The sequence below is a fragment of the Brevundimonas naejangsanensis genome (assembly GCF_003627995.1).
GTDB lineage: Bacteria > Pseudomonadota > Alphaproteobacteria > Caulobacterales > Caulobacteraceae > Brevundimonas > Brevundimonas naejangsanensis_B.
In genome coordinates, this window is sequence record NZ_CP032707.1 from 2,926,853 (window position 1) to 2,939,618 (window position 12,766).

12 protein-coding genes and 1 tRNA gene are annotated in these 12,766 nt (G+C 70.7%); 7 read left to right on the plus strand and 6 right to left on the minus strand.

From position 1 onward, the window contains the following. Positions 1 to 88 precede the first annotated feature (88 nt). Positions 89 to 316: a general stress protein gene (locus D8I30_RS13880; protein ID WP_121483252.1), complete on the plus strand. Its 228-nt coding sequence runs from the start codon at positions 89 to 91 to the stop codon at positions 314 to 316. Positions 317 to 406: 90 nt separating this feature from the next. Here D8I30_RS13880 and egtB read toward each other — a convergent pair whose 3' ends face one another. Next, entirely contained in the window at positions 407 to 2,548 is a 2,142-nt protein-coding gene (gene egtB / locus D8I30_RS13885) for an ergothioneine biosynthesis protein EgtB (protein ID WP_121483253.1), read from the minus strand. A 166-nt stretch (positions 2,549 to 2,714) separates the two neighbouring features. On the opposite strand from egtB, the gene D8I30_RS13890 reads away from it, so the two are divergent. Together D8I30_RS13890 and D8I30_RS14520 are read left to right on the plus strand one after the other, a co-directional pair. Further along, positions 2,715 to 3,326: a sigma-70 family RNA polymerase sigma factor gene (locus D8I30_RS13890; protein WP_240387260.1), complete on the plus strand. Its 612-nt coding sequence runs from the start codon at positions 2,715 to 2,717 to the stop codon at positions 3,324 to 3,326. A gap of 128 nt (positions 3,327 to 3,454) precedes the next feature. Further along, on the plus strand, positions 3,455 to 3,595 hold the full coding sequence (locus tag D8I30_RS14520) for a hypothetical protein (protein ID WP_162938907.1): 141 nt from the start codon (positions 3,455 to 3,457) through the stop codon (positions 3,593 to 3,595). A gap of 31 nt (positions 3,596 to 3,626) precedes the next feature. Here the strand turns inward: D8I30_RS14520 and D8I30_RS13895 are convergent, their stop codons facing one another. From D8I30_RS13895 to D8I30_RS13905, 3 genes are all read right to left on the minus strand, one after another. Then, the gene (locus D8I30_RS13895) at positions 3,627 to 4,829 is read right to left on the minus strand and encodes an acyl-CoA dehydrogenase family protein (RefSeq protein WP_121483255.1); all 1,203 of its coding nucleotides are present in this window, start codon (positions 4,827 to 4,829) and stop codon (positions 3,627 to 3,629) included. Positions 4,830 to 4,902: 73 nt separating this feature from the next. Then, positions 4,903 to 5,208 (minus strand): SCP2 sterol-binding domain-containing protein, encoded by a 306-nt coding sequence (locus D8I30_RS13900; RefSeq protein ID WP_121483256.1) that lies wholly within the window; start codon positions 5,206 to 5,208, stop codon positions 4,903 to 4,905. Between the two features lie 157 nt (positions 5,209 to 5,365). Further along, positions 5,366 to 5,457, minus strand: a tRNA-Ser gene (locus D8I30_RS13905). 147 nt (positions 5,458 to 5,604) lie between these two features. On the opposite strand from D8I30_RS13905, the gene D8I30_RS13910 reads away from it, so the two are divergent. From D8I30_RS13910 to D8I30_RS13925, 4 genes are read left to right on the plus strand one after another with little or no spacing between them, the layout of a single operon-like run. Then, a complete protein-coding gene (locus D8I30_RS13910) occupies positions 5,605 to 7,158 on the plus strand; it encodes an exopolysaccharide biosynthesis polyprenyl glycosylphosphotransferase (protein WP_121483257.1) in 1,554 nt (517 codons plus the stop codon). Then, the gene (locus D8I30_RS13915) at positions 7,158 to 8,609 is read left to right on the plus strand and encodes a lipopolysaccharide biosynthesis protein (protein ID WP_121483258.1); all 1,452 of its coding nucleotides are present in this window, start codon (positions 7,158 to 7,160) and stop codon (positions 8,607 to 8,609) included. Before D8I30_RS13910 ends, D8I30_RS13915 begins: the two co-directional genes overlap by 1 nt. After that, complete coding sequence (locus tag D8I30_RS13920) at positions 8,606 to 9,541, plus strand: glycosyltransferase family A protein (protein ID WP_121483259.1); 936 nt, start codon at positions 8,606 to 8,608, stop codon at positions 9,539 to 9,541. Before D8I30_RS13915 ends, D8I30_RS13920 begins: the two co-directional genes overlap by 4 nt. Then, on the plus strand, positions 9,538 to 10,488 hold the full coding sequence (locus D8I30_RS13925) for a glycosyltransferase family 2 protein (protein WP_121483260.1): 951 nt from the start codon (positions 9,538 to 9,540) through the stop codon (positions 10,486 to 10,488). Before D8I30_RS13920 ends, D8I30_RS13925 begins: the two co-directional genes overlap by 4 nt. Here the strand turns inward: D8I30_RS13925 and D8I30_RS13930 are convergent. Both D8I30_RS13930 and D8I30_RS13935 read right to left on the minus strand, forming a co-directional pair. Continuing rightward, a complete protein-coding gene (locus D8I30_RS13930; RefSeq protein WP_121483261.1) occupies positions 10,485 to 11,186 on the minus strand; it encodes a hfsB in 702 nt (233 codons plus the stop codon). The two genes, D8I30_RS13925 and D8I30_RS13930, sit on opposite strands and share 4 nt — an antisense overlap. A 50-nt stretch (positions 11,187 to 11,236) precedes the next feature. Next, entirely contained in the window at positions 11,237 to 12,679 is a 1,443-nt protein-coding gene (locus tag D8I30_RS13935; protein WP_121483262.1) for a GumC family protein, read from the minus strand. Positions 12,680 to 12,766: the final 87 nt, after the last annotated feature.

Consider the following 12,766-nt stretch of genomic DNA (forward strand, 5'->3'; position numbering starts at 1 on the left):
AACAGGGGATTTATTCGTTTCTCGGAACCTCCGCGCCGGGCCCGGGTTCATTGCCCAAGCGCCACCGTCTTAGAAAGGAACATCAGAAATGGCCGAAGGTCAGCCTACCCGCGGCTCCGGTGTTTCCAAGCGAGGATTCGCCTCCATGGACCCGGAACGTCAGCGCGAAATCGCTCGCAAGGGCGGCGCCAGCGTCCCCAGCGAGAAGCGCAGCTTCTCCCAGGATCGCGCCCTGGCCGCCCAGGCCGGTCGCAAGGGCGGTGAAGCCTCCCACGGCGCGCGCAGCAAGACGTCGGATCAGACCCCCAAGCGCTGAACCCGCGGGCTTTCATCCTTTCCTTGAACGGCGCGGCGCGAACCCGCCGTTCTTTTTTGCGCGGTCGGTCGCGACCCTGCGCCGGGCGGCTCAGTTCGCCAGCAGGGCCAGGGCCACGCGCGGCGCGTCGCTGACCTCGAACGCCTCCATCCGCCAGCCCGCCGCCTCGGCCAGGGCGCGCACGGTCGCCTCATCGAACTTGCGCGAGTTTTCGGTATGGATGGTCTCGCCCTGGGCCAGGCGGAAGGCCAGCTTGTCCACCCGCACCGTCATCGACCTGAGGGCCTGCAGGTGCATCTCGATCCGGCGCTCGGCCGCGTTCCAGACCGCCCGGTGCGCGAACGCCTCCAGGTCGAAGTCGGCGCCCAGTTCGCGATTGGCCCGCTCCAGCACATTGCGGTTGAACGCCGCCGTCACGCCCTGGGCGTCGTCATAGGCGGCGTGCAGCGTCGCCTCCTCCTTGATCAGGTCGACGCCGAGGATGAACAGGGCGTCCGGCCCCAGCATCTCCCGCGCCGCGCCGAGTAGCGCCTGGGCCGCCGCAGGCGACAGATTGCCGATGGTCGAGCCGGGGAAGAAGCCGATCCGACGCCCCTGCCCCGCCTCCGGCGGCAAGTCGCCCAGATGCTCGAAATCGCCGACCATGGGCAGGATCTTCAGGTGCGGATAGGCCCGGCGCAGGCGCGCCGAGGCCTCCTCCAGGGCCGACGGGCTGATGTCGATGGGCACATAGGCGGCCAGGTCCGGGGCCGCGTCCAGCACGATGCGCGTCTTCTCGCTGGCGCCCGAACCCAACTCGACCAGGACAGCGCCCGGCCTGAACCGGGCGGCCCAGAGCGGGGCGACGCGCCTCAGCAGGGCCGCCTCCTGCCGCGTCGGATAGTATTCCGGCAGCCGGGTGATGGCCTCGAACAACTGGGACCCGCGCGCGTCATAGAACCATTTGGGCGACAGGCTCTTGGGCCGCGCGGCCAGGCCCGCGATCAGGTCGCGCCGAAAGGCCTCATGCTCGTCCTCGACGGCGCCGTCTGTGCGGTCCGACGCGAGCCTCACCCCGGCGAAGGCCCATCGCTGGTGAGGGTAGAAGAAGTTGCGATAGGTCGGCCGGGCGTGCCCTTCCGGCGTGGCGAAGGCCCCGCCGCGCATCACCATCTGATTGGCCATGAACTTGCCGTTGTATTCGGCCGCCGTGCCCTCGGTCGGGCGAAAGCCGGGGTAAGGCCCATAGGCGCTGGCCGTCCATTGCCAGACCTCGCCGTCGAGATTGGAGAAGGCGTCAGGGCGGCTCCGGGCCGCGCGTTCCCATTCCGCCTCGGTCGGCAGTCGCCGGCCCGACCACCGGGCGAAGGCCTCCGCCTCATAGAAGCTGACGTGCCGCACCGGCGCGGCGGGATCGACCGGCCGCCGCCCCGCCAGCGTCATGGCCGTCCAGCCCCCCTCCTCCTCGCGCCAGTAAAGAGGCGCGGTCCAGCCCCGCGCCTTGACCACGGCCCAGCCGTCGCTCAGCCAAAGCTCCGGCCGCCGGTAGCCGCCGTCTCGGATAAAGGCCATCCAGTCGCCGTTTGTCACAAGGTCGGCGGCCAGGGCGAAGGGCTCCAGCCAGACCCGGTGCGCGGGCCGTTCATTGTCGAAGGCGAAGCCCTCGTCCGGCGCCCCGATCTCGACCAGACCGCCCTCGAAGGCCTGCCAGCCGCCGCGCCCCGCTTCCGGCCCCGTCGTCCGGGGTTCGGCCGCATAGGTCGCGGGTTCCAGCGGCGAGCATGACATCAGGTGCAGGATATCCATCAGGAACAGTTCCTGATGCTGCTGCTCGTGATTGAGGCCCAGTTCGAACAGGTAGCGGCGAGCCCCCTCCAGGGGCTCGACCAGGCGCGCCTCCATCCGACGGTCGATCTCGGCGCGGTAGGCCATGACCTCGGCCGCCGAGGGACGCGTCATCAGGCCCCGTTCGGCCCGGTCGATCCGTTCGCCCAAGCCTTCATAGTAGGAGTTGAAGATGGCCCTGAACGACGGGTCGACCGGCTCATAGCCAGGCCGATCGAGCAGCATGACCTCGAAGAACCAGCTCACATGGCCCAGGTGCCATTTCCCGGGGCTGGCCTCGGCCATCGACTGGGCCTGAAGGTCCTCTGGAGACAAGCTTTCGGCCAGAATGGGCAGCCGGGCGCGCACCTGGCGATAGCGCTCCAGATCGGCTCCTGCAGCCAACGGCAGGGACAGCGTTTTCGTCATGATCCCCGCTCCCCCTGGTGATTGTCGGTCGGTCGCCACCCTTCTCAAATGCGGCCTGCGTCGAGGCGGTTCCGCCTCGGTCGGGTCGGAACGGTCATCGCCAGGCGGCGTTCTGCTTTCAACAGGCCGCGGCCGTAAATGGCGCGCGTTTCCGGAATCCCGCAGCATGCCCCACCCCCGCATGCCCGAGGGGCCGCATGCCATCGAGCCCCCGTCGCACTCGCCCGATCCGACCGGATCGCCCGACCTTGCCGTTCCGGGCAACTGGCGCGGCATGCTGGCGCAGCAGATTCCGGCCCTGCGCGCCTTCGCCTTCTCCCTGGCCCGCAATCGGGCCGACGCCGACGACCTGGTGCAGGAGACCCTGGTCAAGGCCTGGGCCCACCGCACGCGGTTCGAGGCCGGCACCAATCTGCGCGCCTGGCTTTTCACCATACTGAGGAACAGCTGGTACACCGGCGCGGCGAAGCGGCGGCGCGAAGTGGCCGATGAAGAAGGCCGCCACGCTGCCGGCCTGACGGCCGAGGCCAGCCAGGAATGGACCGCCGAACTGACAGCCCTGCAGGGCGCGCTGAACACCCTGCCCCCCGAGCATCGGGAAGCCATCATCATGGTCGGGGCGGCGGGCCTCTCCTATCAGGAAGCCGCCGACATCGCCGGCTGCGCCGTGGGCACGATCAAGAGCCGGGTCAATCGCGCGCGCCGCCGACTGGCCCTGCTGCTGGCCCATGAAATCCCCTTGGAGGCCAAGGAAAATAAAGAGGACGACGACAGCTAGGCGGAAGGAACATAGGGGCCGGGGGACGGTTGAATTCTCCAGTACCAGGAGAGTCCGCCATGATGACTCCGCAACGTCCCCCCGCCTCAAACCCCCGCACTGACGAGTCTCGCTCCCATCGCGGTTTCATGGACTGGCTGTTCGGCCGCAAGCCGACGCCGCCGCACAGATCCAGCTCCAACGATTACATCGGCGACACCGTTGATGGTGATTTCAGTTCGCCATCGGCCCACCATCACCACAACCATCACCGGGGAAAGCAGAACTGAACCGCGCCCGGCGGTCGATCGATCGGCCGCCCTAGACGCCGCGTCTGGCGGCGTATTCCAGGCGCGCGATCGTGCGGTTGTGCACCTCGTCCGGACCGTCGGCGATCCGCAGGGTCCGAACTCCGGCGTAGAGCTCCGCCAGAGGCGTGTCCCCTGACACGCCGGCGCCCCCGAACGCCTGGATGGCGTCGTCGATCACCTTCAGCGCCATGCGCGGCGCCGCCACCTTGATCTGGGCGATCTCGGACTTGGCTCCCTTGGCCCCGACCTCGTCCATCATCCAGGCGGCCTTGAGCACCAGCAGGCGGCACATCTCGATGTTCGTGCGCGCCTCGGCGACCCGCTGCTCCCACACCGAATGCTCGGCGATGGCCTTGCGGAAGGCCGTGCGGCTCAACAGGCGGTCGACCATCAGCTCCAGCGCCCGCTCGGCCGCGCCGATGGTGCGCATGCAGTGGTGGATGCGGCCCGGCCCCAGCCGCCCCTGGGCGATCTCGAAGCCCCGCCCCTCGCCCGCGATCAGGTTCGAGGCCGGCACGCGCACGTTGTCGAGCACCACCTCGGCGTGGCCGATGGGCGCCTCGTCATAGCCGAAGACCGACAACATCCGCTCGACGCGGAAGCCCGGCGCGTCGACCGGGACGATGATCTGGCTCTGCTGCTGATGGATCGCGGCGTCCGGGTCGGTCTTGCCCATGACGATGGTCATGGCGACGTTCGGATGCGCCATGTTGGTCGACCACCATTTGCGGCCGTTGATGACGTAGTGGTCGCCGTCCCACTCGATCCGCGTCTCGATGTTGGTGGCGTCGGACGAGGCCACGGCCGGTTCGGTCATCAGGAAGGCCGAGCGGATCTCGCCCGCCATCAGCGGCTTGAGCCAGCGCTCCTGCTGCGCGGCGTCGCCGTACATGTGCAGGACTTCCATATTGCCGGTGTCCGGGGCGTTGCAGTTGAACACCTCGGCCGACCACAGCGCCCGCCCCATCAGTTCGGCCAGGGGGGCGTATTCCAGATTGGTCAGCCCCGCCCCGTCCCGGCCTGGCAGGAACAGGTTCCACAGCCCCTCGGCCCGGGCCCTGGCCTTCAGCTCCTCCATGACCGGCGGCTGGGTGCGGGGATCGGCGCGCACCTGCGCCCGATACTCGACCTCGCGCGGCAGGACCGCCTCGTCCATGAAGCGGCGCACCCGCTCGCGCCATTCGTGGCCCCGATCGCTCAGCCGAAAATCCATCACGCCTCTCCCACATGAAAACGGCGCGGCCCCGTCGGAGCCGCGCCGTCGAACATCAAGCCTCAGCCCGCCATCAGCCCTTGAGCAGCGGCGCCAGCTTCTGGGCGATCATCATGTCGCCCGCGATCTTCAGCTTGCCCTGCATGAAGGCCATCATCGGATCCAGGCGGCCCTCGGCCAGGGCGACGAAGTCGTCCCACTTGATCGAGACGGTGGCGTCGGCCGGCTTGTCGTCGTTGGTGACGCTGTTCGGCGCCGAGGCGCCGTCGATGAAGATCTTGCCGTCGTCGCCGAAGTCCAGCTTCACGGTCTTGCCCAGACCCGAGTTTTCGCCGACGGCGGCGCGGATCTTGTCGGTGGCGAGGGCCAGATCGGCCATATGCGTCTCTCCGTTGAGAAGGTTGAGCCACAGGCCTAACCCGCCCGCCCGACGGCGCCAAGATCACCCTAGGGAAGCCCGCCAGCACGGCATCCCCATGCGACGCCCCAGCATCCTGAAGGCGGGGCGCGATGAACTGTGAAATCAGTGGGGTTTCTGGCGGAGACGGAGGGATTCGAACCCTCGGTACCCCTTACAGGGTACGACGATTTAGCAAACCGTTGCCTTCAGCCACTCGGCCACGTCTCCGGCAGGCCGCGTGGATAGCGAGTCGCGCGACGCTTCGCAATGCGGAACTGCACGCCTTCGTGTTAACAGGACTTAGACGGGCTTGTGCGATGGAAATTGTCTGCATTTTCGCGCCCCTTCATCGCGCCAGAGGAGTTCGCCGCCGCCATGACGTCCGCTGACACCCTGCTTCCCACGGCGGGCGGCGCCGATTCGGACCGCAGACGGGCGCGGCCGGGCGCGGCGACGGCCGCCGTGGGAGCCAAGGCACGGCGGATGCGGCGCGGACCCTTCCGGCCGGAGGTGTGGCTGAACACGCGCCAGCGCGCCGCGGCGCGACAGCGCGTCTATTATTTCCGCGGCCTCGACATCCTGGCCGCCGGCGCGGTCACCCTGGTCGCCGTCGACCAGGTCGCAGAGGGCGGACTGGCCGGAGCGCGGCTGCTGGAGGCGGCGCCGATTCTGGCGGGCGGCCTGATCGCCCTGGGCCTGATGCGGTCGCTGGGCCTCTACAAGTTCGACCGCGACCGCGACCCGATCCGGCATCTGGCCTCGGTGGCCGCCGTAGTGGCGGCGGCTGGAGCGGCAGCCTGCGCCCTGGGCCTGATCCTGCTCGGCAAAGACGCGCCCCTGGCCAGCTATGGCCGCTGGACCGTGGCGACGCTGGGTCTGCTGACGGCGTTGCACAGCATGTGGCGGCTGCTGGTCGCCCGGTGGCGACGGCGGGGCGACCTGACGCCCAATATCGCCGTGGTGGGGGCGACCCGCCATGCCGAGCGGCTGATCCAGGAAGCGCTGGACCGGCGCGACCTCAACGTCCTGGGCGTGTTCGACGACCGCCTGGCGCGGACACCCGAGTCCATCGCCGGGGTCCCGGTCCTGGGCGAAGCCGCCGCCCTCCTGAACCATCGGCTGACCCCCTATCTCGACCGGATCGTCCTGGCCATCGATCCCAGAGCCGAGGCCCGGGTGCGCGACCTGACCGCCCGGCTGGGCGCCCTGCCGATTCCCCTGACCCTGCTGGTCGACCCCAAGGGCGCCGATCAGCGCAACGCCGCGCTTGAGAAGCTGGCGCGGACGCCCATGCCCATGCTGGGCGGCGTCATCGACCCGGAGCGGCGGGCCTTCAACAAGCGGCTTCAGGACATGGCCCTGTCCTCGGTCGCCCTGGTGCTGCTGGCGCCGCTGTTGCTGATGATCGGGCTGATGGTGCGGCTCGACAGCCCCGGCCCGGCCCTGTTCCGCCAGCGCCGCCACGGCTTCAACCAGGAAGAAATCGTGGTGTGGAAGTTCCGCACCATGCGCCATGACGCCGCCGACGCCAGCGCCAGCCGCCAGGTCACGGCCGACGACGACCGCGTCACCCGCATCGGCCGCATCCTGCGCGCGACCAGCCTCGACGAACTGCCCCAGCTGCTGAACGTGCTGCGCGGCGAGATGTCCCTGGTCGGGCCGCGCCCGCACGCCATCGGCATGAAGACCGGCGCGACGGAATCGGCGCGCCTGGTCGCCGACTACGCCCATCGGCATCGCATCAAGCCGGGCATGACCGGCTGGGCCGCCATCAAGGGCTCGCGCGGCCCCCTGCATACGGCCGCCGACGTGCGCCGCCGCGTCCAGCTGGACGTCGACTACATCGAGCGCCAGTCCTTCTGGCTCGACCTGTGGATCATCGCCGTGACCATTCCTGTCCTGCTGGGCGATCGGATGGCGATCCGCTGATGTTCTGGAGGGGGGTTTTCGGCTACCTGCCGGCCAATATCGTGCAGGGCGTGGTCGGCTTCCTGACCATCATCGTCTTCACCCGTCTGCTGTCGCCCGAGGATTTCGGACGCTACGCCCTGGCCTACGCCGTCATGACCCTGGCCCATGTGGCGACCTTCAGTTGGCTGGAGGCGGCCATGGCGCGCTTCTGGGCGGCCCAGGGCGACGCGGAGCAGATGGCCGGCCACTTCGCCAGCCTGTATCGCGCCGCCTTCGTCATGACCGCCGCCTTCCTGCCGCTGGTCGCCGTCGGCGTCTGGCTGTGGCCCATGCCCGAAGCCTTCCGCTTGCCGGTCGCCATCGCCCTTGCGGGAGTTCCGGTCCGCTCCCTGCTCAAGCTGGCGCAGGAGCGGTTCCGCGCGGCCGGCGAGGTGGCCCAGGCGGCGGCCATCGACATCTGGAGCGCCGCAGCGGGCCTGGCCATCGGCGTGGCCTTCGCCCTGGCGAGCCTGGGGGCCGAAGCGCCCCTGGCGGGCCTGCTGCTGGCGCCGCTGCTGGCCCTGCCCTTCGTCCTGCCCGGCGAACTGAGGGAGGCCCGACGCGGCCGGCTCGATCCGCGGCGGCTCAAGGACTACGCCGTCTACGGCTATCCGATCGCCATCGCCCTGGGACTGACGGTGATCCTGACCTCGACCGACCGTTTCCTGCTGGCCCTGTTCCTGAACGAGGCGGCGGTGGGCGCCTATCACGCGGCCTACAGCATCGCCAACCGGACCCTGGACGTGCTGTTCGTCTGGCTGGGCGCGGCGGGGGCGCCGGCCCTGGTCATGGCGCTGGAGCGCGGCGGGCGCGACAATCTGCAGGCGGCGGCGCGCGAACAGGCCTCGACCCTGATTCTGATCGGCCTGCCCGCTGCCGTGGGCGTAGCCCTGGTGGCCCGTCCCCTGGCCGAGTTCATGATCGGCGAGGAACTGCGCGTCGCCGCCGCCGCCGTCACGCCCTGGATCGCCGTGGGCGCCTTCCTGTCGGGCATGACCGCCTATTATTTCGGCCAGGCCTTCACCCTGGGCCGGCGCACCGGCTGGCTGCTGCTGGCCATGAGCATTCCGGCGCTCAGCAACGTCCTGCTGAACCTCCTGCTGATCCCGCGCTTCGGCCTGATGGGAGCCGCCTGGGCCACGGCGGCCAGCTTCGGCGTCGGCCTGACCGCGGCCATGGTCATCGGCCGCCGCATCCTGCCCCTGCCGATCCCGTGGAGCGCCCTGGCGCGCTGCAGCGTGGCCGCGGCCGTCATGGCGGGCGTGGTCCTGCTGCTGCCGCCCCTCGGAGGCTTCGCCGAACTGATGCTGGACGCCGGGGTCGGGGCGGCCGTCTATGGCGCCGCCGCCTTCGCTCTGAACGCCGCCGGGGTGCGCGATCTGACCCGCCGCCTGCGGAGCTTCCTGCGCGCCCGGAGGCAGGCCGCATGACCCAGGCCCTTCCCCACGACAGCCCCGCCTGGGCCGACGCCCGCCCGGCCCTGTCGATCCTGATCCCCTTCCTGCGCGACGACCCGTCGGATCTCATGCAGCGCCTCGACCAGGAGGCGGCGGCCGTCGCGGACCAGGCCGAGTTGATCGTCCTGGACGACGGCACCGGCGACGCGGCCCTGAGCGCGCGCCTGGCGGCGTTGGTCGACCGCCTGACCCTGCCCGCCCGCCTGATCACCCTCGCCGCCAACGAAGGCCGGTCCAAGGGACGCAACCGCCTGGCCCAGGCCGCGCGCGGCGACGCCTTCCTGTTCCTGGACAGCGACATGAAGCCCGACCACGAGGGCTTCCTGGCCGCCTGGGTCGCCCTGGCCGCCGGCGCGCGCCCGGCCGTGGCCTTCGGCGGCTTCTCCCTGCTCCAGGCGCCGCACGATGCCCGCTTCGCCGTCCACCGCCGCATGGCCGCGCGCTCGGACTGCATCCCCGCCGCCCAGCGCGCGCAGCAGCCCGAGAAATACGTCTTCACCTCCAACCTGCTGGTGCGCCGCGACGTCTTCGCCGCCGAGACCTTCGACGCGGGCTTCACCGGCTGGGGCTGGGAGGACGTGGAGTGGGCCATGCGCGTCTCGCGCCGGTTCGAGGTCGTCCACCTGGACAATCCCGCCACCCACATGGGCCTGGACACGGTCGAGGCCCTGGCCGCCAAGTATGAGCAGTCCGCGCCGAACTTCGCCCGCGTCGCGGCGCGCCACCCCGACTTCGTCTGCGCCTATCCCAGCTATCGCGTCGCCAGGGCGCTGAAGGCCGTGCCGGGACTGGCAACCGTGCGCCCCCTGTTCAAGGGCGCGGCCCGCGCCGCCTTCCTGCCGACCGCCCTGCGGGCCTTCAGCCTGCGCCTCTATCGCGCGGCCCTCTATGCGGAGGCGATATGAGCGCGCCCGACGTCGCCGTCGTCATCCCCACCCTGCGCCGCCTCGACAGCCTGACGCGGGCGTTGCGCTCGGTGTTCGCGCAGGAGGGCGCCGCATCGCGCCTGCGCGAAATCGTGGTCGTCGACAACGATCCCGAGGCCAGTTCGCGCCTGACGGTCGAGGCCCTGCGCCCCGCCTCGCCCGTGCGCCTGATCTGGGTCCACGCGCCGCGCCCCGGCGTGGCCACGGCGCGCAATGCGGGCCTGGCCGCCACCCAGGCGCCGCTGATCGCCTTTCTGGACGACGACGAGGCCGCCTCGCCCGGCTGGCTGGCCGCCCTGATCGACGGACTGGAGATGACCGGCGCCGACGTGGTCTTCGGCCCCATTCGCGGGCGCGTGCCCGAGGGGACCGGCTGGACCGCCCCCTATCTGGAGCGCTTCTTCGGCCGCGAGGGGCCGCGCGAGACCTGCCTCATCGCCCAGCCGCACGGCTGCGGCAATTCCCTGCTGGTGCGCGCGACCGCCCTGCCCGGAGCCGAGCCCTTCCACGCCGACTCCGACCATATCGGCGGCGAGGACGACGTCCTGTTCGCCGCCCTTCAGGCGCGCGGCGGCCGATTCGGCTGGGCCGCCGAAGCCTGGGTCGATGAGTTCGCCCCGCCCCATCGCGCGACCCTGCTCTACGCCCTGACGCGCGCCTTCGCCTATGGCCAGGGCCCGAGCCAGACCGCCGCCGCGGCCCGCGACTGGCCGGGCGTCGCGCGCTGGATGGCCGTCGGCGCGGCCCAGACGGCGATCTGGGGCGCGGCGGCGCTGCTGCTGGGCGTCGCCTTCCATCCCCGACGCGCCGACATGGCCGACCGCGCGGCGCGAGGCCTGGGAAAACTGTTCTGGATGAAGGGGTTCGAGCCGCAGTTTTACGGCCAGCGCGAACTGGACCGGCTGCAGCGCGCGCGCCGGCCCTAGCCGATAAACCGCTTGAGCAGGGCGGGCGGCGACCAGGTCGCCCGGTTCATCACCACCCCGGCGACGCGCCCGCCCAGGGCGTCGATCTCTTCCCTCAGCGCCACCGGCCCGGCCGCATCGGTCGTCTCCGCCGCGACCACCAGGACGGTGGCGTCCGCCAGGGGCGCCAGGGTCAGGGCCATGTCGCTGCGGTCCGCCGCCGGGGCGTCGATGACCACGGTGTCCGCATGGGCGCGCAGCCGGGTCCAGTAGCGGGCGTCGTCGACCGCCTCGGCCCTCTGCCCCGCGCGCAGAAGCTCCATATGGAAATGGGTGACGTAGAGCCGCCCGCCCAGGCAAGGCTTGGCCGTCATCAGCCGCCCCGGCGCCGCCGGACGCCCGTCGCGCCCGCGCAGGGGCGGCGTCACCGCATAGAAGGCCGATCCGTCCGGCGAGGCCTGGACCGCCGAGCCCAGCCTGCCGAAGCGATCGGGCTCGGCCGCGATCCGCTCCATCTGCCCCTGCTGCGTCAGGTCGCCGTCGATCAGCCAGACCGGACGCCGTCCGCGCACGGCGGCCATGCGGGCGAACTCGCGCGCCACGGTGGAGACGCCCTCCCCCGTCTGGGCGGCGGCGAACAGGATCACGCGGCCGCGATGAGCCGGCGCCGGTCCCAGCGCCGCCCACAGTCCCGCCATTTCCGTCGTCAGATCGACCATGCGAATCGGTTACGCGCGCGCCCTTTTCCCAAGCCTAGCACGGCCGGGGGTCAGACGCCTTTGGCCGGGGCCACGGCCAGGACCGGCGCCTGCAAAGTGCGGCTGAGCGTCAGGGGCATGGCGAAGCCGCGACGCAGGAAGACCCGCAGCAGACCGACGCACAGGGCGGTGAAGCCGGCGAAGGCCAGCACGGCCACCATCAGGGGGAAGCGCAGGCTCTTGCCCTTGGACGGCGGCTGGGCGCGCTCGATGACGGTGACGTTGTCGGCGCCGGCCTTGACCAGTTCGTTGTCGGCGCGGCTCTGCGTCTCGCGCTGCTGGAACTCGCGGATCGACGCGGTCAGCACCTCGCGGTTGCCAGCCAGGGTCGAGTTGCGCGATTCCAGCTCGGTCAGGCGCGCCTGCCGCGTCGTCAGGTCCGCGACCTGGCGATCGAGCACCGCCAGCCGCGCGGCCAGAGCGTCGCGCTCCGCCTGGGCGTTGATGCGGGTGGTCTCCAGCTCGATCCACACGGGGTTGGGGCCGGTGCGGACCTCCTTGGCCCCCACCGCCGTGCCCGTGCCGACATAGGCCTGCAGCTGGGCGATGCGGCCCTCGATCTCGCGCACCGGCTGGGCGTCTGGCTGATAGCGCGCCAGCAGGCTCTCGCGTTCGGTGCGCAGTTGCAGGATCAGGTCCTGGGCCGCGACGTTCAGATCCTGGTGCAGGGCCACCTCGGCCGGGGTGCGCGCCTGCTGCGCCGCCAGGGTGGCGAGGCGCTGCGCCGCCTGACGAAGTTGGGCCTGGACCGCCATCCGCTCGGCGAAGACGGTCTGATAGCTGCCGGTCAGGCTGGCCTTGGCCGTGGCGAAGTCGCCGATGTCGTTGCTGCGCAGGAACTCCTCATAGGCGCGGTCCGCGTCGGCCAGTTCCTGCTCGAAGGTCTGGCGCTGGGTGCGGATCGCCGAGGTCGCCCGGTCCTGGAACACCTCGCGGCGATAGGTCAGGTACTGGTCGATCACCGTGTTCAGCACCCGCGCCGACTTGGCCGGATCGGCGCTCTTGTAGCTCAGTCCCACCACGGGGCTCAGCGGCGTGACCTCGACGCCCAGGCCGGTCGCCACCGAACGGATGGCCGCCGCCTCCTGGCGCGCCGGGCTCTCGCTCGAGGGCTTGCCGTCCTGGAAGCTCTCGACGCCCAGGGCCCGCACCACCCGGCGCTTGACCTCCAGGCTGTTGAGGATGGCGGCCTCGGACTGGGCCACCTCGCTGGCCGAGGGCGGCATGGCGCGTTCGCCCATGCCCACGCGCGGCTGATAGACGTATTCCTGGCCCACGCCGACGAACAGGCTGGCTCCGGCCGTGTAGGTTTTCTTCATCGACAGGACCGCGACCGCGCCGACGGCGACGATCACCACGAAGATCACGGTCATCAGCACCAGTTCGCGAAACAGCAGCGCCACGACGTCGATGACGCCGTACCGAGGACGAGCTGAGGCGAGGGGCGGACGCATGAGGATCGGAAAATCCGGTCGGTGGCTAGTGTGCGCCACACTGAGGGGCACGCGTTAACCGCGCGTTACCTATAAGTCGTCAGCCTT